This is a genomic window from Lysobacter sp. H23M47 (assembly GCF_015209765.1).
GTDB classification, from domain to species: Bacteria; Pseudomonadota; Gammaproteobacteria; order Xanthomonadales; family Xanthomonadaceae; genus Novilysobacter; species Novilysobacter avium.
Map to the genome: position 1 here is coordinate 1,765,265 of NZ_CP063658.1, position 23,007 is coordinate 1,788,271.

Annotated in this window: 22 protein-coding genes and 2 tRNA genes; all 24 read right to left on the minus strand. The window is 65.6% G+C overall.

The window, feature by feature from the left end; all coding sequences use genetic code 11:
- Positions 1–2: 2 nt before the first annotated feature.
- The 24 genes from rimP to trpB all read right to left on the minus strand — a co-directional run bounded on the left by rimP (position 3) and on the right by trpB (position 22,981).
- Entirely contained in the window at positions 3–617 is a 615-nt protein-coding gene (gene rimP / locus INQ43_RS07945) for a ribosome maturation factor RimP (protein WP_194033795.1), read from the minus strand.
- Between the two features lie 215 nt (positions 618–832).
- A tRNA-Met gene (locus INQ43_RS07950) sits at positions 833–909 on the minus strand.
- Between the two features lie 235 nt (positions 910–1,144).
- Positions 1,145–2,587: an NADH-quinone oxidoreductase subunit NuoN gene (gene nuoN / locus INQ43_RS07955; protein WP_194036091.1), complete on the minus strand. Its 1,443-nt coding sequence runs from the start codon at positions 2,585–2,587 to the stop codon at positions 1,145–1,147.
- Between the two features lie 64 nt (positions 2,588–2,651).
- Entirely contained in the window at positions 2,652–4,178 is a 1,527-nt protein-coding gene (locus INQ43_RS07960; protein WP_194036092.1) for an NADH-quinone oxidoreductase subunit M, read from the minus strand.
- A gap of 13 nt (positions 4,179–4,191) precedes the next feature.
- Positions 4,192–6,246 (minus strand): NADH-quinone oxidoreductase subunit L, encoded by a 2,055-nt coding sequence (gene nuoL, locus INQ43_RS07965; RefSeq protein WP_194036093.1) that lies wholly within the window; start codon positions 6,244–6,246, stop codon positions 4,192–4,194.
- A gap of 13 nt (positions 6,247–6,259) precedes the next feature.
- Positions 6,260–6,577, minus strand: a complete 318-nt coding sequence (gene nuoK, locus INQ43_RS07970) for an NADH-quinone oxidoreductase subunit NuoK (protein WP_194035814.1) — start codon at positions 6,575–6,577, stop codon at positions 6,260–6,262.
- 5 nt (positions 6,578–6,582) lie between these two features.
- Positions 6,583–7,239 (minus strand): NADH-quinone oxidoreductase subunit J, encoded by a 657-nt coding sequence (locus INQ43_RS07975; RefSeq protein ID WP_194036094.1) that lies wholly within the window; start codon positions 7,237–7,239, stop codon positions 6,583–6,585.
- A gap of 9 nt (positions 7,240–7,248) precedes the next feature.
- Complete coding sequence (gene nuoI / locus INQ43_RS07980; RefSeq protein ID WP_194033800.1) at positions 7,249–7,737, minus strand: NADH-quinone oxidoreductase subunit NuoI; 489 nt, start codon at positions 7,735–7,737, stop codon at positions 7,249–7,251.
- Positions 7,738–7,746: 9 nt separating this feature from the next.
- A complete protein-coding gene (nuoH, locus tag INQ43_RS07985; RefSeq protein WP_228062449.1) occupies positions 7,747–8,811 on the minus strand; it encodes an NADH-quinone oxidoreductase subunit NuoH in 1,065 nt (354 codons plus the stop codon).
- Complete coding sequence (nuoG, locus tag INQ43_RS07990) at positions 8,808–11,060, minus strand: NADH-quinone oxidoreductase subunit NuoG (RefSeq protein WP_194036095.1); 2,253 nt, start codon at positions 11,058–11,060, stop codon at positions 8,808–8,810. The genes nuoH and nuoG overlap by 4 nt, the downstream gene beginning before the upstream one ends.
- The gene (gene nuoF / locus INQ43_RS07995) at positions 11,057–12,415 is read right to left on the minus strand and encodes an NADH-quinone oxidoreductase subunit NuoF (protein ID WP_194036096.1); all 1,359 of its coding nucleotides are present in this window, start codon (positions 12,413–12,415) and stop codon (positions 11,057–11,059) included. The genes nuoG and nuoF overlap by 4 nt, the downstream gene beginning before the upstream one ends.
- A gap of 8 nt (positions 12,416–12,423) precedes the next feature.
- The gene (gene nuoE, locus INQ43_RS08000; protein ID WP_194036097.1) at positions 12,424–12,951 is read right to left on the minus strand and encodes an NADH-quinone oxidoreductase subunit NuoE; all 528 of its coding nucleotides are present in this window, start codon (positions 12,949–12,951) and stop codon (positions 12,424–12,426) included.
- Positions 12,952–12,978: 27 nt separating this feature from the next.
- Positions 12,979–14,283: an NADH-quinone oxidoreductase subunit D gene (locus INQ43_RS08005; protein ID WP_194035816.1), complete on the minus strand. Its 1,305-nt coding sequence runs from the start codon at positions 14,281–14,283 to the stop codon at positions 12,979–12,981.
- Between the two features lie 17 nt (positions 14,284–14,300).
- Complete coding sequence (locus tag INQ43_RS08010) at positions 14,301–15,029, minus strand: NADH-quinone oxidoreductase subunit C (RefSeq protein WP_194033804.1); 729 nt, start codon at positions 15,027–15,029, stop codon at positions 14,301–14,303.
- Entirely contained in the window at positions 15,022–15,600 is a 579-nt protein-coding gene (locus INQ43_RS08015) for an NADH-quinone oxidoreductase subunit B (protein ID WP_194033805.1), read from the minus strand. Before INQ43_RS08015 ends, INQ43_RS08010 begins: the two co-directional genes overlap by 8 nt.
- The gene (locus INQ43_RS08020; protein ID WP_043957217.1) at positions 15,591–15,947 is read right to left on the minus strand and encodes an NADH-quinone oxidoreductase subunit A; all 357 of its coding nucleotides are present in this window, start codon (positions 15,945–15,947) and stop codon (positions 15,591–15,593) included. Before INQ43_RS08020 ends, INQ43_RS08015 begins: the two co-directional genes overlap by 10 nt.
- A 102-nt stretch (positions 15,948–16,049) precedes the next feature.
- A tRNA-Leu gene (locus INQ43_RS08025) sits at positions 16,050–16,134 on the minus strand.
- A 126-nt stretch (positions 16,135–16,260) separates the two neighbouring features.
- On the minus strand, positions 16,261–16,689 hold the full coding sequence (secG, locus tag INQ43_RS08030; RefSeq protein ID WP_194036098.1) for a preprotein translocase subunit SecG: 429 nt from the start codon (positions 16,687–16,689) through the stop codon (positions 16,261–16,263).
- Positions 16,690–16,733: 44 nt separating this feature from the next.
- A complete protein-coding gene (gene tpiA, locus INQ43_RS08035; RefSeq protein WP_194036099.1) occupies positions 16,734–17,486 on the minus strand; it encodes a triose-phosphate isomerase in 753 nt (250 codons plus the stop codon).
- 62 nt (positions 17,487–17,548) lie between these two features.
- Positions 17,549–18,496 (minus strand): isopenicillin N synthase family oxygenase, encoded by a 948-nt coding sequence (locus INQ43_RS08040; protein WP_194033808.1) that lies wholly within the window; start codon positions 18,494–18,496, stop codon positions 17,549–17,551.
- Positions 18,497–18,551: 55 nt separating this feature from the next.
- Complete coding sequence (glmM, locus tag INQ43_RS08045) at positions 18,552–19,910, minus strand: phosphoglucosamine mutase (protein ID WP_194036100.1); 1,359 nt, start codon at positions 19,908–19,910, stop codon at positions 18,552–18,554.
- Complete coding sequence (accD, locus tag INQ43_RS08050; RefSeq protein WP_194036101.1) at positions 19,910–20,800, minus strand: acetyl-CoA carboxylase, carboxyltransferase subunit beta; 891 nt, start codon at positions 20,798–20,800, stop codon at positions 19,910–19,912. The genes glmM and accD overlap by 1 nt, the downstream gene beginning before the upstream one ends.
- A 142-nt stretch (positions 20,801–20,942) precedes the next feature.
- Positions 20,943–21,755 carry a tryptophan synthase subunit alpha gene (gene trpA, locus INQ43_RS08055; RefSeq protein ID WP_194036102.1) on the minus strand — a complete coding sequence of 271 codons (813 nt, stop codon included), beginning with the start codon at positions 21,753–21,755 and terminating at the stop codon, positions 20,943–20,945.
- A complete protein-coding gene (trpB, locus tag INQ43_RS08060) occupies positions 21,752–22,981 on the minus strand; it encodes a tryptophan synthase subunit beta (protein ID WP_194036103.1) in 1,230 nt (409 codons plus the stop codon). Before trpB ends, trpA begins: the two co-directional genes overlap by 4 nt.
- Positions 22,982–23,007 lie beyond the last annotated feature (26 nt).

Genomic DNA, 23,007 nt, shown 5'->3' on the forward strand with positions numbered 1-23,007 from the left:
CGTCACTCCGCCGCGGGCGGTTCGTCCGCCGTCGGCTTGTTGGTTGATTTTCCGGTTGGATTCTTTCGCGCACCCGGCTTGGCACCGGGCTTGCTTGGCGCCAGGCCCAGCGCGGCCCAGTCGGGAACCAGGCGCGCCTTGTCGATATTGTCTGCGGCGACCACAAACTCGGCCCCGTCCACCAGGAACGATACGCCCTCGCCGTCGACCCGGGTGATGACGCCGGTGAGGCGACGGCGCCCATCGATCGGCAGTCGCAGCGTGACTTTGGCGGTCTCGCCGATGAAGCGGGCGAACTGCGCCTGCGTGAACAGCGGTCGATCGAGCCCGGGGGAGGACACCTCGAGGGTGTAGTTGCCGGAAATCGGGTCTTCCACGTCGAGTTGGGCGGACACCTCGCGGCTCACCGCCTCGCAGTCCTCGATGGAGACCGAGCGCGGCAAGTGGTCACCATTGCCGGTCTCCGCTGGATCAGCCCCGTCGGCCGGCACGTCGATGTACAGCCGCACGACCGCACCGCCCGGTGACGGGAGGTACTCGATGCCAAGCAGCTCGACTCCCAGGGAAGAAACCGTTGGGGCGAGAAGGCGGCTGATTTCGGCGGCTTTGTCCGTCACTCGTGGCTGACTCCTGCGATCGCACGTGGATATCTGCAAACCATTCCAGCAAAAACAACAAAGGACCCAATGGGCCCCTTGTCCAAACACCTGGATGTCGGTGCGACACGCGAGCAGAGCGTGTCACCAAGCCCAGGCTTCGATCATGACGGAAGAGACTCCATGTGGAGGCAGGCCCGCGAAACGCCGCTGTTCTGGCGATCCTGATCTGAAGCTGGTAGCGGGGGCAGGATTTGAACCTGCGACCTTCGGGTTATGAGCCCGACGAGCTGCCAGACTGCTCCACCCCGCATCAGGCCGCCCATTGTATCGGCGGACTTGAAACTTCGCAAGAGCCCGCCAAGACCTCTGGGGGATATCCTGCCCGACGGACGATGTCTGCCGGTGTTGCCCGAAGCCGTCTTACCGGTCTTCGCACCCTCTCGGGCCGAGCATCATAACCGCTCGCCACCCAAATGGGAACAACAATCGGTCTGCGCTCGCCAACCGCAGTATCGGAGGTCGCGCGCGACGGCCAGCGCGTCGACTCAGATGCCGAAGGAACGCTGGCACCACTCCATCAGCGGGCTCCAGGCCAGACCCAGCGCCAGCAGGATCATCGCGTTCACGCCGAATACGATCCGCAGCGGCCGGTTGCTGGACGGAGGGTGCACGGGACCCACCGCCTCGTCGAAGTACATCACCTTGACCACCCGCAGGTAGTAGAACGCGCCGATCACCGCGAAAACGATACCGACGATCGCCAGCCAGAGCATGTCGCCCTGCACCGCCGCCTGCAGCACAGCAAGCTTGGCCCAGAAGCCGATGAAGGGCGGCACGCCGGCAAGCGAGAACATCACCAGCAGGATCATCCCCGCCATCCAGGGGTTGCGCGAGTTCAAGCCGCGATAGTCGATGATCTCGTCCGCATCGAAGCCGCGGCGCGACATAACCACGATGGCGCCGAAGGCGGCCGCCGCCATGAGCGCGTAACTGATGGCATAGAACATCGCCGCTGCATAACCGCCGGGAGAGGCGGCCGCGAACCCGATCAGAAGGAAGCCCACGTGGGAAATCGTCGAGTACGCCAGCATCCGCTTCAGGTTGACCTGCATCAGCGCGCCGAAGTTGCCGAGCGCCAGTGACAGCACCGCCAGGACGCCCAACATGATCCGCCAATGGTCGTTCAGTGGCCCCAGGCCCTGCTCCAGCAGGCGGTAGGTCAGGCCGAAGGCGGCCAGCTTGGGCGCCGAGCCGATGAACAGGCTGATCGGAGTGGGCGCACCGTGGTACACGTCCGGCAGCCACATGTGGAAAGGCGCGGCACCGAACTTGAAGGCGATGCCTGCGACCACGAACACGAGGCCGGTCGCCAGCAGCGTGGGCGACTCGGTGATCGGCGCGGCCAACGCGACGGCCTGGATGTCCAGCGCGCCGGTGGCGCCATAGATCAGCGAGAGCCCGTAAAGCAGCAAACCGGAAGCCAGCGACCCCAGCACGAAGTACTTGATGCCCGCCTCGGACGCCATCGAGTTGTCACGGTCGATGGCCACCAGCGCGTAGGAGCACAGCGCGAGCATCTCCAGGCCGATGTAGATCATCACCAGGTTGCCGGCCGACACCAGCAGCATCATGCCCAGGGTCGCGAACAGCATCAGCACCGACATCTCGCCCTTGTAGATGCCCCGCTCGCGCATGAAAGGCCACAGGTAAACCATCGACAGCGCCGACGCCAGCGCGATGCCGATCTTCAGCACATCTGCAAGCGTGTCGCGCACGAACATGCCGTCGAATACGATCCCGTGCTCCCCCACGCCGGTGGCCAGCATCGCCGCCACGGCCAGCAACAGGACCATCGACAGGACATGGATGACGGCGCGGCGGGTCTCGTCCAGGAACAGATCGAGCATCAGCAGCGCGAAGGCACCGCCGACCAGGACCAGCTCTGGCAGCAGCGGCAGCAATTCGGCGGCGGAACGTACGTGGATCATTGGCTATCTCTGATTGGTCAGGCGCAGGTCGCGCGATTGGCCGACTGGACTGGTTGCAACTTGCCTAGAACTTGGATGCGGCGATCTGCATCGCCAGATTGGCGATGGTGGGTTCCATCATGTCGGTCAGCGGCTTGGGCCAAACGCCCAGCGCCAGGGTAAAGACGGCAAAAACCCCCAGCACGAACATCTCGCGGCCATTGATGTCCTTCATCGCCGCGACCTTGTCGTTGGCAACTGGCCCCCACAGCACGCGTTTGACCAGCCACAAGCTGTAACCGGCACTGATGATCAGGGTCAGCGCGGCCACCAGGGCAATCAACGGGTGCTTCTGGAAGCTGGCGACGATGACCATGAACTCGCCGACGAACCCGGAGGTACCCGGCAGCCCTGAGTTGGCCATCGCGAACAGCACGTAGAACACCGCGAACGCCGGCATCAGGTTCGCCACGCCGCCGTAATCGCTGATCCGGCGCGTGTGCAGGCGGTCGTAGAGCACGCCGATGCTGGTGAACAGCGCCGCGGAGATGAAGCCGTGGCTGACCATCTGCACCATCGCACCCTGCAGGCCCAGACGCGCCGCGTCGACGTTGCCGAAGTCGCGCACAAGGCCGAAGGCAATGAAGGTACCCAGGGTGACAAAACCCATGTGGGCGACCGAGGAGTAGGCAATCAGCCGCTTCATGTCCGACTGCGCCAGCGCGACCAGACCAACGTAGACGACCGCGATCAGGCTGAGCGCGATCAGCAGCCACGCCCACTCCGCGCCCGCATCAGGGACGATCGGCAGCGCGAAACGCAGGAAGCCATAGCCGCCGATCTTCAGCATGATCGCGGCCAGGATCACCGAACCGGCGGTCGGTGCTTCGACGTGCGCGTCCGGCAACCAGGTGTGCACCGGGAACATCGGGATCTTGATCGCAAAACCGAGCAGGAAGCCGAAGAAGATCCAGGTCTGCTCGGTGGCGGTCAGCGACAGCTGCACCATGTCGGCGATCTGCCAACTGCCGCCCTTCATGTACAGGTAGATCAGCGCGATCAACATGAACACCGACCCGAGGAAGGTGTAGATGAAGAACTTCAGCGCGGCGTAGACCCGGCGCGGTCCGCCCCAGACCCCGATGATGATGAACATCGGGATCAGCATGCACTCGAAGAACACGTAGAACAGCATCGAGTCGAGCGCGCAGAAGATGCCGATCATCAGCCCTTCCAGAATCAGGAAGGAGGCGTAGTACTGGCTGACGCGCTTCTCCACGCCCCACGCCCCGATCAGCACCAGCACGGAGGTCAGCGCGGTCAGGCCGATCAGCGGCACCGAGAATCCGTCCACGCCGAAGTGGTAGCGGATATCGAAGGCCGGGATCCACGGTTTGTTCTCGACGAACTGCATCGCCGCGGTGCTGTAGTCGAATCCGGTGAACAGCAGCAGGCTCAGCACGAAGGTGATGGCGGCGACGCCGGTGGCAAACCAGCGGGCGGGAACGGCCCGATCGTTACCAAGGGCGAGGGTGATCAGGCCGCCGATGATCGGCAGCCAAACAAGCAGGCTCAGCAAAGGAAGCGCGCTCTGGAAGGGCTCGGGGGTCACGTCGCGGTCCTTGTCAGATCAGGTTACGGATGAGGGCGGCCAACATCACGATCAGGCCGATAATCATCACAAAGGCGTAGTGGTACAGGTAGCCGGACTGGATCCGGCGGCTCAGGTTGGCAACCAGCTCGACCACCCGGACGCTGCCGTTGACGAACAGTCCGTCGATCAACTTGCTGTCCACCGCGCTGGATGCCTGGCCGACCTTGAGGCTGCCACCGGCGAGGCCCTTGATCCACAGCGTGTCGAAACCGTATTTCTCCTCGAGGATGCGGACCGGAACTGCGAATGTCGCGCGGGCCTTGGCCGGCAGATCCGGCCTCCAGACATACATCACCGTGGCCAGGGCAAACCCGCCCAGGGCAAGCCAGAACGTCGGCGCGGTCAGGCCATGCAGTGCGAACTGGACCGGGCCATGCCAGACCTCAGACGCGAGGGTGGCGACCACGTCACGCGCGGCACTGACATCAATGGAGCCGAGGAAGAACGGCGCCTGTTCGATGTTGCCGCGCCAGTTGGTGCCGAACAGCATCGGGCCGGCGGTGAAGAAGCCGATCAGCACGGAGGGAATCGCCAACAGGATCAGCGGTACCGTCACCGACAGCGGCGACTCGTGCGGCTCGTGGACGTCGTGGCCTTCATGGGGCAGCGCGTCGCCGTGGACGGTGGCCGGCGCGTCGCGGAAGCGTTCCTTGCCGTGGAAGGTCAGGTACAGCAGGCGGAAGCTGTAGAAGGCGGTGACGAATGCGCCCAGCAACACGGCCCAGTACGCGTACTGGTGGACCCAGCTGCCACCGGCGCTGGCGTGGTGCGCCGCCTCGATGATGGTGTCCTTGGAGTAGAAACCGCTGAAAAATGGCGTGCCGACCAGGGCCAGCGTGCCGATCAGCATCGTCCAGTAGGTCACCGGCATGTACCTGCGCAGGCCGCCCATGCGGCGCATGTCCTGCTCGTGATGCATGCCGATGATCACCGAGCCGGCCCCCAGGAACAGCAGCGCCTTGAAGAAAGCGTGGGTCATCAGGTGGAAGACGCCCGCACTGTATGCCGACACGCCCAGCGCGACGGTCATGTAGCCCAGCTGGGACAGCGTGGAATACGCGATCACCCGCTTGATGTCGTTCTGCACGATGCCGATCAGGCCGGTAAAGAACGCAGTGGTCGCACCGATGAACAGGATGAACTGCAGCGCGGTATCCGACAGCTCGAACAGCGGTGACATCCGCGCCACCATGAAGATGCCCGCGGTGACCATGGTCGCGGCATGGATCAGCGCGGAGATCGGTGTCGGGCCTTCCATCGAGTCCGGCAACCACACGTGCAGCGGCACCTGCGCCGACTTGCCCATCGCGCCGATGAACAGGCAGATGCCGATCACGGTTGCGATGGACCACTCGTGACCGTCGATCACCGACATGGTCTGGCCGACCAGGCTGGTCGAATTGGCGAACACGGTCGCGTAGTCCAGCGAGCCAAAGTGCCAGGCCACCGCGGCGATGCCCAGGATGAAGCCGAAATCGCCGACGCGGTTGACCATGAACGCCTTGAAGTTGGCGAACACCGCGGTGGGGCGCTTGAACCAGAAACCGATCAGCAGGTACGAGACGAGACCCACCGCTTCCCAGCCGAAGAACAGCTGCAGGAAGTTGTTGCTCATCACCAGCGCCAGCATGGAGAAGGTGAACAGGCTGATGTAGCTGAAGAAGCGCTGGTAGCCGTCGTCGCCGGCCATGTAACCGATGCTGTAGATGTGCACCAACAGCGACACGAACGTCACCACCACCATCATCATCGCGGTCAGCTTGTCGACCATGAAGCCGATATGCGCCTCGAAGCCGCCGACCTTGAACCAGGTGTAGAGGTTCTCGTTGAACGGCGCCGCACCCTGCCCCACCAGCTGCCACAGCACCCAGCCCGACAGCGCGCAACTGATCGCCACACCCAGGATGGTGACGCTGTGCGCGCCGGCGCGGCCGATCCTGCGGCCGAAGAAGCCCGCGATGATCGTGCCCACCAGTGGCGCGAGGACGATGGCCAGCAGCGCCGACTTGGAAACGACGAATTCCATACCCGACATCGGATCAGCCCTTCATCAAATCGATTTCGGCGACGTTGATCGTGCGCCTGTTACGGAACAGCGTGACGAGGATCGCCAGGCCAATGGCGGCTTCAGCCGCAGCCACGGTCAGGATGAAGAACACGAACACCTGGCCGGCCGGATCGCCGAACTGTCGCGAGAAACCGACGAAGTTGATGTTGACGGCGAGCAGCATCAGCTCGATCGACATGATCAGGACGATGACGTTCTTGCGGTTGAGGAAGATGCCCGCAACCGAGATGCAGAACAGCACCGCACCCAATGCGAGGTAGTGGCCCAAGGCCAGGCTGGAATCGACCATTTCCATTACGCGCCCTCCTCCGGGTCGACGTCGGCTGCAACCGGATCACGCAGGTTTGCCGGCGTTGACGAATCCATCTTGACGACGCGCAGACGATCGGCGACGCGCACCTTGACCTGTTCACTGGGGTTTTGCTTCTTGCCACCCTCGCGGATCGGCCGCAGGGTCAGCGTCACCGCCGCGATCACCGCCACCGTCAGGATCACGGCCGCCGTCTCGAACGGCAGCAGGAAGCGGGTAAACAGCTCGGTGGCGACCCATTCGGTATTGCCCACGCCAGCCGCCAACGCCGGATCGGCCGGGAACGGCTGCGCCATCTTGGCGCGCGCGCCAATGAGCATCAGCATCTCGATCAGCATCACCACCGCCACGACGAGCCCGACAGGCAGATAGCGCACGTAACCCTCGCGCATCCCGGCGATGTCGATGTCGAGCATCATCACCACGAACAGGAACAGCACCATCACCGCGCCGACGTAGATGACGACCAGCGCCACGCCAAGGAACTCCGCGCCGCCCACGATCCACACACAGGCGACCGAGAAAAAGGTGAGCACGAGCGACAGCGCGGAATGGACCGGGTTGCGGACGCTGATGACAGCGACCGCCGCCGCGGTGGCAGCGATGGAAAAGGCGATGAACGCGATGAAGACGAAGTCCATGGGGTGCACTCAGCGGTAGGGCGCGTCGGAGGCGCGACGTTCGGCGATTTCAGCTTCGAGCCGGTCGCCAATTGCCAGCAACTGCGGCTTGGTGACGACGTTCTGTCCGCGCTGGTCGAAGTGGTATTCGTGGATATGGGTCTCGACAATCGAGTCCACCGGGCAGGACTCCTCGCAGAAGCCGCAGTAGATGCACTTGAACAGGTCGATCTCATAACGCGTCGTTCGACGGGTGCCGTCCTCGCGTCGTTCCGAGTCAATGGTGATCGCCAGCGCCGGGCACACCGCTTCGCACAACTTGCAGGCGATGCAGCGCTCTTCGCCGTTGGGGTAACGGCGCAGCGCGTGGATGCCGCGGAAGCGCACCGACTGCGGTGTCTTCTCCATCGGGTACATCAGCGTGTACTTGGGCTTGAACGCGTATTTCAGCGTCAGACCCATGCCTTTAAGCAACTCGATGAGCAGCAGGCTTTTGAAAAAGGGAACGATGCGATTCATGCCTCTACCTTATTGCCCCGGCTCAAACACGCCGAAATACGCCATGACCGCGACCACGGCGATCCAGACGATCGCCAGCGGAACGAACACCTTCCAGCCCAGCCGCATGATCTGGTCGTAGCGGTAGCGCGGGAAGGAGGCACGGAACCAGATGAAGCAGCTGGCGAAGAAGAGCACCTTGGCGATCAGCCACCACCAGCCGTCCACCGACAGCAGCGGGATGCCCATGCCTTGGAACGGGCTCAGCCAGCCGCCCAGGAAGAAGATCGGGACCAGAAAGCTGATCAGGATCATGTTCGCGTATTCGGCCAGGAAGAACAGCGCGAAGCCGGCGCCGGAGTACTCGACCAGGTGGCCGCCGGTGATCTCCGACTCGCCTTCCACCATGTCGAATGGCAGGCGGTTGGTCTCGGCAACGCCGGACACGAAATAGATCACGAACAGCGGCAGCAGCGGCAGCCAGAACCACTCGAACGGCCCAGCGTTGCCCGACTGCGCCATCACGATCTCGGTCAGGTTCAGGCTGCCAGCGGCCAGCATCACGCCGACCAGCGAGAAGCCCATCGCGATCTCGTAGGCCACCATCTGCGCGGCACCGCGCATCGCGCCCAGCAGCGCGTACTTGGAGTTGGTCGCCCAGCCGGCAAGGATCACGCCGTACACGCCCAGCGAGGTCATCGCCAGGATGTAGAGCAACCCCGCGTTGGCGTTGGAAAGAACCACCTGGGCGTCGAACGGGATGACGGCCCAGACCGCGAGCGCCGGCACCAGCGACAGCAGCGGAGCCAGCCGGTACAGGAATGGCGACGCGGCTGCAGGCTGCAGCATCTCCTTGAACAGCAGCTTGAAGACGTCGGCGAAGGTCTGCAGGAAGCCGCCAAAGCCGACGTATTTCGGGCCGACGCGCACGTGCATCCAGCCGATCAGCTTGCGCTCCCACAACACGTAGAAGGCGACGGCGAGGATCAGCGGCACGCAGATCGCAACGATCATCAGCACCAGCCACGTGACCGTGCCGACCGCACCGAAGGACTCGAGCCAGGCGTGGAACGGGTCGATAACGCTGTCCATCATGCCGACACCCTCCCGACGGTCACGCGACCGGACCCCAGCGGAGCCGTGGCGCCATGGCCGCTTTCAATCCACACCGTGCCGCGCGCCACCGTGTCGCTGACGAACACCGGCAGTGCAGCGGTCCCGGCCGCGGTGCCGAACTTGCCGGTTGATCCCTCGTCGAGACCAAGCTCGCGCGCATCATCCGGGTGCAGGCTGGCGCGCGCCCCGACGTTCAACGGATGGGCCTGCAGCGCGGCGGCGCGACGAACGACGGCGTCGCAGCGGTAGATGGCTGTACCCAGCGCGACTTCCAACCCATCGTCACCGATGCTTGGCGCCTTGCCGGGCACCGGCGCTACCTCGCGCTTGACCACGCTGGCGCGGAGACCGGCCAGATCGGTGAAATCAAAGCCCGGCAACGACAGGTCGCCGGCGAGTGCACGCAGGACGCGCCAACCCGGCTCCGCCTGACCCGGCAGTTTTCCACCGGCGACAGCAACCTGCTCGCGCCCTTCCAGATTGGTAAGGGTGGCGTCGATTTCCGGCAGCAGGCCGATCGGCAGGATCACGTCCGCCACCGCGAGGGTGGATTCGCAGGCGAAGTGACTGAACGCCACGACCTGCGCACCTGACAGCGCCTTCAGCGCGACCGCTGTATCGGCAAAGTCGAGGCCCGGCTCGATGCCATACAGGACATAGGCGGCGCGCGGCTCGGCCAGCATCGCCATAGCGTCGCGCGAGGTCGGCAGCACACCGTGATCGGCCAGGCCGACGGCATTGGCACCCTGCGGGATGCGGCACACCTGGGCACTGGTCCCGGCAGCGAGGTCGGCGACGGCGCCACGGATCGCCGCGGCATGCGGACCGTTCTCGGCCAACGCGCCCACAAACACAAGCGCGTTCTTCGTACCGTTGAGGGCCTCGCGCAAGCCGGCGTCCGCCAGGGCGGCAGCCATTTGCGATGGCGCGACGATGTGCTTCCCGGACAAATCGAAGGTCTGCTCGAAGTCGACCGGATTGACGACGTACACCTTCGCACCGGCCTGCCAGGCCTTGCGCACACGCACGTTCACCAGTGGCAGCTCATGGCGCAGGTTCGAGCCGACGATGACGATCGCGTCGGCGTTTTCGATGTCGGCAACGCGGGCCGGGAAAACATCCGCCACGGCCGCATCCGACAGATCGTTCTCGCTGAGGCGGTGGTCGATATTGCCCGTGCCCAGCGCTTCGGCGAGGCGGGCCAGCAGCGCGCCCTCCTCGTTGGAAGTGGCTGGATTGACCAGCATGCCGAGATTGTCACCGGCATTGTCGCGAAGCACCCGGATGGCTTCGGCGAGCGCCTCTTCCCAGCTCGCCTCGCGCCACTGGCCGCCTTCCTTGAGCATCGGGGCGATCGCCCGATCGGAGGCATACAGGCCCTGGTGCGAATAGCGGTCGCGATCCGACAGCCAGCACTCGTTGACCATGTCGTTGTCGCGCGGCACGGTGCGCATGACCTCGCCACGACGCACGTGCAGGAACAGGTTGCTGCCCAGGGCATCGTGGTAGCCCAGCGACTCGCGGGCGACCATTTCCCAGGCGCGGGCGCGGAACTGGAACGGCTTGTTGGTCAACGCGCCCACGGGGCAGACGTCGATCACGTTGCCCGACAGCTCGGTGGTCAGCGGCTTGCCGTCGTAGGTGCCGATCTGCAGGTCCTCGCCGCGATACATGCCGCCCAGCTCGTAGGTACCGGCAATCTCCGCGGTGAAGCGGATGCAGCGGGTGCAGTGGATGCAACGGGTCATCTCCGTGGCCACCAGAGGCCCGATGTCCTCGTCGGCCACCACCCGCTTGCGCTCGTTGAAGCGGCTGACCGAGCGCCCGTAACCCAGCGACAGATCCTGCAACTCGCACTCCCCGCCCTGGTCGCAGACCGGGCAGTCGAGCGGATGGTTGATCAGCAGGAACTCCATGACGTTGCGCTGCGACTTGAGCGCCTTCTCGCTGCGCGTGCTGACCTTCATGTTGTCCATGACCGGCGTTGCGCAGGCCGGTGCCGGCTTGCCCATCTTTTCCACGTCAACCAGGCACATCCGGCAGTTGGCCGCGATAGACAGCTTGTCGTGGTAGCAGAAACGCGGAATCGGAATACCGATCTTGTCGGCCGCCTGGATGATCATCGAACCCTTGGGCGCAAAGGTCGCCACGCCGTCGATTTCGATCGACACGTAGCCTTCGGGCACGACGGGCGCGTCTTCAGTCGGCTTGTCCGGAGTCGTGCTCATGCCGCTGCCCCCACTACCCGGCCGTCGCGCTGGTCATCGACCAGGAAACGCTTGTTCAAGATCGCGTACTCGAATTCGTTCCAGTAATGGCGCAGGAACCCCTGCACCGGCCACGCGGCAGCCTCGCCGAAGGCACAGATGGTGTGGCCTTCGATCTGCCCGGCCGACTCGCGCAGCACATGCAGGTCCTCGACCGTGGCGCGCATGTCGACCACGCGGCTGATCATGCGGTACATCCAGCCCGTGCCCTCGCGGCACGGGGTGCACTGGCCGCAGCTTTCCTGGTAGTAGAACCGGGAGATGCGCTGGCAGGCGCGGACCATGCAGGTGGTCTCGTCCATCACGATCACCGCGCCGGAGCCCAGACCGGAGCCGGCCTTCTGCAGCGCGTCGTAATCCATGGTCAGCCCCATCATGGTCTCGCCCGGCAACACCGGCATCGAGGAACCACCGGGGATCACGCCCTTGATCCTGTTGCCGTTGCGCACGCCACCGGCGATTTCCAGCAGCTCGGCGAACGGCGTGCCCAGGCGGACCTCGTAATTGCCCGGCTTGTTGACGTGGCCGGACACCGAGAACGCTTTCGCGCCACCATTGTTGGGCTTGCCCAGGTTGAGGAACCAGTCAGCGCCGTTGCGCACAATCGCCGGCACCGAGGCGTAGGTCTCGGTGTTGTTGATCGTGGTCGGCTTGCCGAACAGGCCGAAGTTGGCCGGGAACGGCGGCTTGTAGCGCGGCTGGCCCTTCTTGCCTTCCAGCGACTCCATCAGCGCGGTCTCCTCACCACAGATGTAGGCGCCCGCGCCCAGCGCGTTGTAGATGTCGACGTCGATGCCGGAGCCGAGGACGTTCTTGCCCACCAGGCCGTTGGCGTAGGCGTCCTTGAGCGCCTGCTCGATGCGCTCGAAAGGCTCGTGGTGGAACTCGCCGCGCATGTAGTTGTAGGCCACGGTGGAGCCGGTCGCGTAGCACGCGATCAGGATGCCCTCGAGCACCGCGTGCGGGTTGTAACGCAGGATGTCGCGGTCCTTGCACGTACCCGGCTCGGACTCGTCGGAGTTGCAGAGGATGTACTTCTGCACCCCGTCGTCCTTGGGCATGAAGCTCCACTTCAGGCCGGTCGGGAAGCCCGCGCCGCCGCGACCGCGCAAACCGGACTGCTTGACCATCTCGATGACGTCGGCGCGCGGAGTTTTCTCGGCGAGGATCTTGCGCCAGGCCTCATAGCCGCCGATCTCGACATAGTTGTCGTAGGACCAGGGCGTGTCGAAGTGCAACGTGGTGTAGACCACGTTGTGCTCCTGGGGAGCCGGCCCGACCGGACCGGTGCTCTTGGAATAATCGTGGTGGGACATGTTCTGCCTCACTCCAGACCAGCGAGGATCGCGTCGACGGCAGCGGCGTCGAGCTTCTCGTGGTAATGACCGTTGACCAGCATCACCGGGGCACCGCAGCAGGCGGCGACACACTCTTCCTCGCGCTTGAGGAACACCCGGCCATCGGGGCTGGACTCGCCCAGCTTGCAGCCCAGCGTCTTCTCCGCATGGGCGACCAGCTCTTCGGCGCCGTTGAGCCAGCAGCTGATGTTGGTGCAGAAAGCGACGTTGTTGCGACCGACCGGCTCGAGCACGAACATGGAGTAGAAGGTCGCGACCTCATAGGCCAGCACCGGCGGCAGCCCGAGGTAGCGGGCGACCGCGGCGATCAGCTCGTCGCTCAGCCAGCCACCGTTCTGCTCCTGGGTCGCGAACAGCCCCTGGATCACCGCCGAGCGCTTGCGGTCCGCCGGGAACTTGGCCACCCAGTGGTCAATGAACGCGCGCGTCGCATCCGACAGCACGACCATCGGGTCGACGTTGCGGCACGCCTCGAAATTTCCAGTCGCTTTCATTCGTTCAGATCCTCAGCGATCGCCTTGTCAGCGATCCACCTCGCCAAAAACGAGGTCATAGGTACCGATCATCGCCACCGCGTCGGCCAGCATGTGCCCGCGGATAACAGCGTCCATCGACGACAGGTGGGCAAAGCCGGGCGCGCGCAGCTTGACCCGGAACGGCTTGTTGGCGCCGTCCGAGACCAGGTAGCAGCCGAACTCGCCCTTGGGCGCCTCGACCGCGCAGTAGGTCTCGCCAGCCGGCACGCAGTAGCTCTCGGTGAAAAACTTGAAGTGATGGATCAACGCTTCCATCGACTCCTTCATCTCCTCGCGCGCCGGCGGCCGGACCTTGTAGTTGTCGACCATCACCGGACCGGGATTGACCCGCAGCCAGGCGACGCACTGCTTGATGATCCGCGTGGACTGGCGCATCTCGGCGATGCGGACCAGGTAGCGGTCATAGCAGTCGCCCTGCGTGCCCAGCGGGATATCGAAGTCCATCTGCGCGTACTTCGCGTAGGGCTGCTTCTTGCGCAGGTCCCATTCGATGCCCGAACCACGCAACATCACGCCCGACATGCCCCAGGCCTTGGCCAGCTCCGGGCTCACCACGCCAATGCCGACGGTGCGCTGCTTCCAGATGCGGTTGTCGGTGAGCAGCGTTTCGTACTCGTCGACGCGGTGCGGGAAGTCGTCGCAGAAGGAGTCCAGGTAGTCGAGCATCGAGCCTTCGCGCCAGGCGTTGAAGCGCTTGAGTTTGCCGCCCTTGCGCCACGGCGATTCCTTGTAACGCGGCATGACGTCGGGCAGGTCGCGGTAGACGCCGCCGGGACGGTAGTAGGTGGCGTGCATGCGCGCGCCCGACACCGCCTCGTACACGTCCATCAGCTCTTCGCGCTCGCGGAACGCGTACAGCATCACCGCCATCGCGCCCAGGTCGAGCGCGTTGGAGCCCAGCCACATCAGGTGGTTCAGCAGACGGGTGATCTCGTCGAACATCGTGCGGATGTACTGCGCACGCTCCGGCACCTCCAGACCCATCAGGTTCTCGATGGCGCGCACGTAGGCGTGCTCGTTGCACATCATCGAGACATAATCCAGGCGGTCCATGTAACCGATGGACTGGTTGAACGGCTTGGATTCGGCCAGCTTCTCGGTGCCGCGGTGCAGCAGGCCGACGTGGGGATCGACGCGCTGCACGACCTCGCCGTCCATCTCCATGATCAGGCGCAGCACGCCATGGGCGGCCGGATGCTGCGGGCCGAAGTTCATGGTGTAGTTGCGGATTTCCGCCGAACCGGTGACGCCGCCATGCGGGTTGTCGGTGGTTTCGTTGATCAACGGCATGGTGGTGGCAGGCGTGCTCATGGCTTCAACCCCAGACGCGTGGCCGTTTCATCGGCGGCGGTCAGGTAACGCGAGTCATCCCGGATCACGCGCGGGACCAGCACGCGCGGCTCGATGGAGACCGGCTCGTAGATCACGCGCTTGCGCTCGGCGTCGTATCGCACTTCGACGTTGCCGATCAACGGGAAATCCTTGCGGAACGGGTGGCCGATGAAACCGTAGTCGGTGAGGATGCGGCGCAGGTCCGGGTGGCCCTCGAACACGATGCCGAACAGGTCGAACGCCTCGCGCTCGAACCAGTTGGCGCCCGCCCAAACGGAGGTGAGCGAGTCCACAATCGGCATCTCGTCATCGGCGGCGAACGTGCGCATGCGCAGGCGCTGGTTGTGCTGGAAAGACAGCAGGTGGGCCACGGCGGCAAACCGGCGCTTGGGCGCATCGGCGGCGCCGCTGGGCATCTGTCCCCAGACGAAGCGACCCGGGCCTTTTCCTTCCACGCCACGTGAGAAACCCTCGGAGGAAGGCTCCGTGTTCCACTCGTCGCTGCCCCAGGTCAGGTAGTCCACGCCGCTGACGTCGGTCAGTTGCTCGTAGCCGAACTCGTCGCGCAGGGCGCGTGCAGTGGCGAGCCACTGTGCGGGATCGACCTCGATACCGATCTCGCCGCGCGGCTCGGCGACAGTGACCGTGCAGTCGGCGAAACGCGCGCGCAGGCGATCGGCGTACGCGGTGATCGACTCACTCATCACGGACACCGGTCTTGTTGTCGCCAAAGTTCGTGCCGCGGCGGATCTTCTTCTGCAACTGCAGGATGCCGTACACCAGCGCCTCCGCCGTTGGCGGGCAGCCGGGCACGTAGATGTCAACCGGTACGATCCGGTCACAGCCGCGCACCACGGAATAGGAGTAATGGTAGTAGCCGCCGCCGTTGGCGCAGCTGCCCATCGAGATGACCCACTTGGGTTCGGGCATCTGGTCGTAGATCTTGCGCAGCGCGGGCGCCATCTTGTTGACCAGCGTACCGGCCACGATCATCACGTCGGACTGGCGCGGCGAGGGGCGGAAAATGACGCCATAGCGGTCAAGGTCGAGCCGTGCCGCGCCGGCGTGCATCATCTCCACCGCGCAGCATGCCAGGCCGAACGACACCGGCCACATCGAACCGGTGCGTGCCCAGTTCCACAATGCATCGAGGCTGGTGGTGACAAAGCCCTGCTGCAGCAGGGGATTGTCTTCGCCGGCGAGCAGGATGTCGTCCAGGCGCCCTTCGGGCACCGGGTTATGCATCAGGCCCGAGATGGTCTCACTCACTCCCATTCCAGCGCTCCCTTCTTCCACACGTAGATGAAGCCGAGCAGCAACATGCTCACGAAGATTCCCATCTCCACCAGGCCAACCACGCCCAGATCACGGAATACCGTCGCCCAGGGCACCAGGAAGATGATTTCCAGATCGAAAATGATGAATTGGATGGCGACAAGGTAGTAGCGCACGTCGAACTGCATGCGCGCGTCTTCGAACGCTTCGAAGCCGCATTCGTACGGGGACATTTTCGCCAGGCTCGGGCGCTTGGGCCCAAGCAGATGTCCCACCACCAGAAGGGCGACGCCAATGCCGCTGGCGACGATAAGAAACAACAAGGTCGGCAGATATTCGCCCAGCACTTCTGTTCTCTCGGCTACACCACGCTTGTGCGTGGCCTTGGCTCGGCGGCATCAATGCTGCCTGTGGCAGCAGCCGATGCCGTTGACGGTACAACTGTGGAGTGGTGCCCAAGGGGGGACTCGAACCCCCACGACCTAAGCCGCTACCACCTCAAGGTAGTGCGTCTACCAATTCCGCCACCTGGGCACATGCTCCAGCTCAACGCCTCCTGCTCCGCTCCGCCCGCTAACGGGTGGACCCGGCTTCCGGTCATGGCGACCGGACACCCGTGCTTCCTTGCCGGATGTGACTGACTATCTTATCGCGACCGACCTAGTTTTGGACCGGTTCGGGCGGTGCCGAATCCGTCGTCTCGGGAACGGCCGGGGCCGTGGGCACCTCAGGGGCAGCCACCGGGTCCTGCGCCTCAACAGGCACCTGAACGGGAACGGCGGGAGCGCTGGGCGCGGCATCAACCGGCACCTGCGACATCACGCCCAAGCCCTGCCCTGCATTTACCGGACCAACGGCGACATCGGTCGCCTGCCATGCCATGAACATGGCAATCACGAAGAAGGAAATCGCGAGCCATTTGGTGGCTTTGGACAAAAAGCTGGAAGCGCCGCGTGCGCCGAACACTGTCGCGGAGGCGCCGCCGCCAAAGCCCGCGCCGGCTTGCGCGCCGGAACCGCGCTGCATCAGGATCAGCACGATCATGGAGGCGGCGATCAGCACATAGATGACGTTGAGGAACAACAGCATCGGAAGACTCTTTGGTCAGTTGCCCGGGCCAGGCCCGGAGCAGGTCAGGATGCCAGCGCGGCTGCGATGGCGTTGAAGTCGGCGGCCACCAGCGACGCGCCGCCTACCAGGCCGCCGTCGACATCCGCTTGTGAGAACAAGGCGGCGGCATTGTCGGCCTTTACGCTGCCGCCGTACAGGATCGGAAGCGAGCCAGCGATTCTATCATCCTGCGATGCGACTCCGCTACGGATGAATGCGTGCACCGACTGCACCTGCTCGGGGCTGGCGGTCTTGCCGGTGCCGATCGCCCATACCGGCTCGTAGGCGACGATGGCCCCGTCCAGCGCCTTGGCGCCGTCGACCAGCAATGGCGCCAGTTGCTCCTGCAGGCGCGCCTCGGTCTGGCCGTCCTCGCGCTCCTGCAGGCTCTCGCCCACGCACAGGATGGGAACGATGCCTGCCGCCTTGGCCGCGCGGAACTTGGCGGCGACCAGCTCGCTGGTCTCGTGATGGTACTGGCGGCGCTCGGAATGACCGACGAGGCAGTAGCCGGCCCCTACATCGGCCAGCATCTGCGCGGAGATCTCGCCGGTGTAGGCGCCGCTCGCATGCTCGCTGACGTCCTGGGCGCCGAATTCCAGCCCCTTGTCGGCGTACCGGGCAATCAACTCGGCCAGGTACACCGCCGGCGGGATGATGATGCGCTGGACGCCGGGGGCAGCTTCGGTGGCGGCGACCGCATCCAGCAGCTCGGCGGAGAATCGGCGATCCCCGTGCAACTTCCAGTTACCAGCGACAATCCTGCGACGTGCCATGCCTACCCCCGCGTGTGAAAGCCGGGATTCTACCGCACGGCGCCCGGCGGGGTTCTGGACGGCTATTTGAGCTTGATCTCGCGCAGCCGCTCTTCCAGGTATCCCTGCGCGGTGATCGGCTCGGGGTACCGGCTCGGGTTGTCGGCGGTCACCGTGCCGGGCAGCACGTCGATCAGGAAGTCGGGATTGGGGTGCAGGAAGAACGGCGTGGAGTAACGCGGCTGGCGCGCCTTCTCGCCTTGGGGATTAACCACGCGGTGGGTCGTGGACGGATACACGTGGTTGGTCAGCCGCTGCAGCATGTCGCCGATATTGACCACGATCGTGTCGGCATCGGCAGTGAACGGCACCCACTCGCCCGAGCGCGAAAGCACCTCCAGGCCCTCTGCACTGGCGCCGACCAGCAGCGTGATCAGGTTGATGTCCTCGTGCGCGCCGGCGCGCTCGTTGGGCACTTCAAGGCTGGTGATGGGCGGATAGTGCAAGGGACGCAGGATCGAGTTGCCGCTGTCGATCTTGTCGTCGAACCAGTGCTCGTCCAGGCCGATGTGCAGTGCCAGCGCGCTGAGCACCTTGGCGCCGAGCCGGTCCAGCGACTGGTACAGGCCGTAGGCGACCTCGCGAAACTCCGGCAGTTCCCCGGGCCATACGTTGGGGGGCATGGAGTCTGCGTAGCGCGAGTCACGCGGGATCTCGCGGCCGACGTGCCAGAACTCCTTCAGATCGAAGTGCTGCGCGCCCTTGGCGGTCTCGATGCCGAAAGGGGTGTAACCGCGGGCGCCCCCGCCACCGGCGACGTGGTACTTCCGCTTGACGTCCTCGGGCAGTGCGAACAGGCGCTGGAACACCTCGTAGCTGCGGTCGACCTGTGCCTGCCCGATGCCGTGGCCGCGCACGCCGGCGAAGCCCCACTCCCGGTACGCCGCGCCCAGTTCCTGGACAAAGGCGTCGCGTTGGGCGGGCTCGTCGAAGCGGCTGATATCGAAGATCGGGATACGGGTCGTGCTCATGGCGTCTACAACCTCATCAAAGTAGCGGTAGCCGGCTGGGGGCAGTGGCGGCGCGCTATTGCGCTGCTTCGCGCACCGCGCCTGCCAGGCGATCCAGGGTCGACTGCATCAGGCCGTCATCATCGGCCTCCACCGTGACGCGCACCACGGGCTCGGTACCTGACGGCCGCAGGAACGCACGGCCACGTCCGTGGACGGCCTGCTGGGCTTCGGCCAGGGCGGCCTGCACGGAGGGCATTTCGGCAGGCTTGACTCCGTCGCCGCAGCGCACGTTCACGGTTTTCTGCGGCACGCGTTCCAGGCCGGCCAGCGCCTGCTTCAGGCTGATTCCGCGGCGGCGCAGCACTTCCAGCACCTGCAGCGCACTGACGATGCCGTCGCCGGTGCTGGTGCGGTCCACGCACAGCAGATGGCCGGACGCCTCGCCGCCCAGCACGCCGCCATGCTCGACCAGCTTCTGGTGCACGTGGCGGTCGCCGACCTTGGCGCGCAGGAACTCGATTCCTGCCTGCTCGAAAGCGCGCTCCAGGCCGTAGTTGGTCATCAGCGTGCCGACCACCGGGCCCTGCAGCCGCCCGCTCTCGCGCCAGTCGTTGGCGAGCACGTAGATCAGGTCGTCGCCGTCGTGGACGGTCCCGTCGGCGTCGACGAACATCACCCGGTCGCCGTCGCCGTCAAAGGCTATGCCCAGGTCGGCGCCGGTGCTGCGCACGCGCTCTGCCAATGCCTCCGGATGGGTCGTGCCCACGCCGTCGTTGATGTTGAGCCCGTTGGGATCCACCCCGATCGTGTCCAACTTGGCGCCCAGCTCGCGCAGCACCAGCGGGCCGAGCTGGTAGGTCGCGCCGTGCGCGCAGTCCAGCACGATGTGCATGCCACCGAGGTCAAAGCCCTTGGGCACCGAGGTCTTGCAGGCCTCGACATAGCGGCCGATGGCGTCGCGGGTACGGGCGGTCTTGCCGAGCTCGGCGGACGGCACGGTGCTGAAGGACTGATCCAGGGCGGCTTCAATCGCCAGCTCGGTGGCGTCGTCCAGCTTCTCGCCTTCGGCGGAGAAGAACTTGATGCCGTTGTCGTAGTGCGGATTGTGCGATGCGGAGATCACGATGCCGCCGTCGGCGCGCATGGACCGGGTCAGGTGGGCGACCGCCGGGGTCGGCATCGGACCCATCAGTTGCACGTCCACGCCGGCCGCCACCAGGCCGGCTTCCAGCGCGGCCTCGAACATGTAGTTGGAGATCCGGGTGTCCTTGCCGATGATCACGACAGGCTTGCGCCACGCCCGCCCGGACTCGACCGAGCGCTTGAGCGCGTAGCCGTAGGCATTGCCCAGGCGCAGCAGGAAGTCCGCGGAAATGGCGCCCTCGCCTACCCGCCCGCGGATGCCGTCGGTGCCGAAATAACGACGTCCCATTACCCGTTCTCCCCGGCGTCGTCCGCTGGCTGCGGCTGGCGCATCATCATGGCGAGCAGGTCGGCCAGCCGGTCACGCATCTCGCGGCGGTCGCAGATCTGGTCGATGGCGCCGTGTTCCAACAGGAACTCGCTGCGCTGGAAACCTTCCGGCAAGGTCTCGCGCACGGTCTGCTCGATCACGCGCGGGCCGGCGAAGCCGATCAGCGCCTCGGGCTCGGCGATGTTGATGTCGCCCAGCATCGCCAGCGACGCGGATACACCGCCGGTGGTCGGATGGGTCAGCACCGCGATGTAGGGCAGGCCCGCGGCGCGCAGGCGGCCCAGCGCGGCGGAGGTCTTGGCCATCTGCATCAGCGAGAACAGGCTTTCCTGCATGCGCGCGCCGCCGGTCGCGGTGAAGCACACCATTGGGCAGCCTGCCTCCAGCGCCGCTTCGGCGGCCAGGGCAAACCGCTCGCCGACCACCGAGCCCATCGATCCGCCCATGAACGCGAAGTCGAACGCGCACGCCACCAGCGGGCGCTGCTTCAGCTCGCCCTTCATGGCGATCAGCGCGTCGCGCTCGCCGGTGGCTTTCTGCGCGGCCTTGATCCGGTCCGAGTAGCGCTTCTGGTCACGGAACTTGAGCACGTCGGTGGGACCGAGCTCGGCGCCGATTTCCGTCGTGCTGCCACCGTCCAGCAAGGCGGTAAGGCGGGCGCGCGCACGGATGGCGCGGTGGTGGCTGCACTTGGGGCAGACCTCGAGGTTTTCTTCGAGCTCGGGACGGTAGAGCACCGCGCCACAGCGGTCGCACTTTTCCCAGAGGCCTTCGGGCACGCTGCGGCGCTTGGCGACAGGCGTCTCGGTCCGGATGCCGGAAGGCATGAGTTTCTTGAGCCAGGACATGCGTTGCGGATTCCCTGTAATTGGTCCGGTGCAATGATCCGGAAGTGTCTGTGTCCGCCCGCGGCCATGCAATGGCGACGGGCGGTTGCCGGTAGCGCCGGCGAACGCGGCAGTTTACCGCAGGCGTTCGCCGGTCCGTGCCTCAGGCCTGGGGCAGGCGGTCGAGGGCTTCGCGCAGTGGCAGCAGGAATGCGGCAGCGTTGCGCGCGGCATCGGCGGGATCCAGCGCGTCGGCCATGGCGGCGACCAGCGCGCTGCCGACCACCACCCCGTCGGCGTGCACGGCCATGGCCGCGGCGCTGGCGGCGTCCTTGATCCCGAAGCCCGCGACGACGGGCACCTTGTCGAGCGCGCGGATCGCGCGCAGGCGCTCACCGGCGGCGCCGGTGTCCAGATGGTCGCCGCCGGTCACCCCGGCGTAGGTCACGTAGTACAGGTAGCCGGTGGCCAGCGCGAGCAGGCGCTGCATGCGCTCGGCCGAGGTGGTCGGCGCGGCGAGCAGGATCAGCGCCAGGCCGTGGCGGTCGAAGGCCTCGCGGTACTCCAGCGCTTCCTCCGGCGGCAGGTCGACCAGCAGCGCACCGTCGATACCGGCGGCAACCGCCTGCTGCGCATACGCTTCCGGACCGCGGATCTCGACCGGATTGAGGTAGCCCATCAGCACCACCGGGGTGTCCTGGTTGTCCTCGCGGAACTGGCGCACGGTCTCGAACACGTAGTCCATGTCGGCGCCGCGGGCGAGCGCGCGCTCGGAGCTGTGCTGGATGGTGGCGCCATCGGCCATCGGATCCGAGAACGGCACGCCGATCTCGATCACGTCCACGCCGGCGGCGACCAGGGCGTGCATCACCGGCATCGTGGCCTCCAGCGATGGATCACCGGCGGTGATGAAGGGCACCAGCGCCTTGCGGCCTTGTGCTTTCAGTGCGGCGAAGCGGGCGGCGATGCGGCTCACAGCACCATCCCCTCGCGCTGGGCGATCGTGTGCACGTCCTTGTCGCCGCGACCGGACAGGTTGCACAGCACGATCGCATCGGCCGGCAACCCGCGTGCCAGCTTTACCGCCTGCGCCACCGCGTGGCTGGACTCCAGCGCCGGCAGGATGCCTTCGGTGCGGATCAACTGGTGGAACGCGGCCAGCGCTTCCTCGTCGGTGATACCCGCGTACTCGGCGCGCCCGGTGTCCTTCAGGAACGCGTGCTCCGGCCCGACGCCGGGGTAGTCCAGGCCGGCGGATATCGAATGGGTCTCGATGACCTGGCCATCGTCATCGCACAGCAGGTAGGTGCGGTTGCCGTGCAGGACCCCGGGCCGACCCGCGGCCAGCGAGGCGGCGTGGCGCCCGCTGTCCATGCCCTCGCCCGCCGCTTCGGCGCCGACGATGCGGACCTGCGGATCATTGAGGAAGGCATGGAAGATGCCGATCGCGTTGCTGCCGCCGCCAACGCAGGCGGTCACCGCATCGGGCAGGCGTCCGTATTCGGCGAGCATCTGCGCGCGTGCCTCGCGGCCGACCACCGCGTTGAAATCGCGCACCATGCGCGGGTACGGATCCGGGCCGGCCACGGTGCCGATGATGTAGAAGGTGTCGGCGATGTTGGTCACCCAGTCGCGCATCGCCTCGTTCAGCGCGTCCTTCAGCGTGGCCGAGCCGCTGGTCACCGGCACCACGCGGGCGCCCAGCAACTGCATGCGGTAGACGTTGATCTTCTGGCGCTCGATGTCGGTCGCGCCCATGTACACCACGCACTCCAGGCCCAGGCGCGCGGCAACCGTGGCGCTGGCGACACCGTGCTGGCCGGCGCCGGTCTCGGCGATGATCCGGGTCTTGCCCATGCGGCTGGCCAGCAAAGCCTGGCCGATGGTGTTGTTGATCTTGTGCGCACCGGTGTGGTTGAGGTCCTCGCGCTTGAGCAGGATGCGCGCCCCGCCCACTTCCTCGCTCAGGCGGCGGGCGTGGTAGATCGGGCTCGGCCGGCCGACGTAATGGGCCAGGTCGTCCTCGAAGGTGGCGATGAACGCCGGATCGACGCGCGCGGCGTCATAGGCGTCGGCGAGTTCCTGCAGCGGCCCGACCAGGGTCTCGGCGACAAATCGGCCGCCGAAGCGCCCGAAATGCCCCTTCTCGTCCGGATAGGCGTGGTAATCGATGGGGGTATCGGATGGCAATGGGGAAGTCATGACTCGGTTTCACCGGGGGAGGTTTG

Excerpts from the sequence above, each read along its gene's own strand:
- nuoN (WP_194036091.1), bottom strand. The coding sequence starts at position 2,587 with ATGATCCACGTACGTTCCGCCGCCGAATTGCTGCCGCTGCTGCCAGAG.
- nuoL (WP_194036093.1), bottom strand. The coding sequence starts at position 6,246 with ATGGAATTCGTCGTTTCCAAGTCGGCGCTGCTGGCCATCGTCCTCGCG.
- nuoK (WP_194035814.1), bottom strand. The coding sequence starts at position 6,577 with ATGGTCGATTCCAGCCTGGCCTTGGGCCACTACCTCGCATTGGGTGCG.
- INQ43_RS07975 (WP_194036094.1), bottom strand. The coding sequence starts at position 7,239 with ATGGACTTCGTCTTCATCGCGTTCATCGCCTTTTCCATCGCTGCCACC.
- nuoI (WP_194033800.1), bottom strand. The coding sequence starts at position 7,737 with ATGAATCGCATCGTTCCCTTTTTCAAAAGCCTGCTGCTCATCGAGTTG.
- nuoH (WP_228062449.1), bottom strand. The coding sequence starts at position 8,811 with ATGATGGACAGCGTTATCGACCCGTTCCACGCCTGGCTCGAGTCCTTC.
- nuoG (WP_194036095.1), bottom strand. The coding sequence starts at position 11,060 with ATGAGCACGACTCCGGACAAGCCGACTGAAGACGCGCCCGTCGTGCCC.
- nuoF (WP_194036096.1), bottom strand. The coding sequence starts at position 12,415 with ATGTCCCACCACGATTATTCCAAGAGCACCGGTCCGGTCGGGCCGGCT.
- nuoE (WP_194036097.1), bottom strand. The coding sequence starts at position 12,951 with ATGAAAGCGACTGGAAATTTCGAGGCGTGCCGCAACGTCGACCCGATG.
- INQ43_RS08005 (WP_194035816.1), bottom strand. The coding sequence starts at position 14,283 with ATGCCGTTGATCAACGAAACCACCGACAACCCGCATGGCGGCGTCACC.
- INQ43_RS08010 (WP_194033804.1), bottom strand. The coding sequence starts at position 15,029 with ATGAGTGAGTCGATCACCGCGTACGCCGATCGCCTGCGCGCGCGTTTC.
- INQ43_RS08015 (WP_194033805.1), bottom strand. The coding sequence starts at position 15,600 with ATGGGAGTGAGTGAGACCATCTCGGGCCTGATGCATAACCCGGTGCCC.
- secG (WP_194036098.1), bottom strand. The coding sequence starts at position 16,689 with ATGCTGTTGTTCCTCAACGTCATCTATGTGCTGATCGCCGCCTCCATG.
- tpiA (WP_194036099.1), bottom strand. The coding sequence starts at position 17,486 with ATGGCACGTCGCAGGATTGTCGCTGGTAACTGGAAGTTGCACGGGGAT.
- INQ43_RS08040 (WP_194033808.1), bottom strand. The coding sequence starts at position 18,496 with ATGAGCACGACCCGTATCCCGATCTTCGATATCAGCCGCTTCGACGAG.
- glmM (WP_194036100.1), bottom strand. The coding sequence starts at position 19,910 with ATGGGACGTCGTTATTTCGGCACCGACGGCATCCGCGGGCGGGTAGGC.
- accD (WP_194036101.1), bottom strand. The coding sequence starts at position 20,800 with ATGTCCTGGCTCAAGAAACTCATGCCTTCCGGCATCCGGACCGAGACG.
- trpB (WP_194036103.1), bottom strand. The coding sequence starts at position 22,981 with ATGACTTCCCCATTGCCATCCGATACCCCCATCGATTACCACGCCTAT.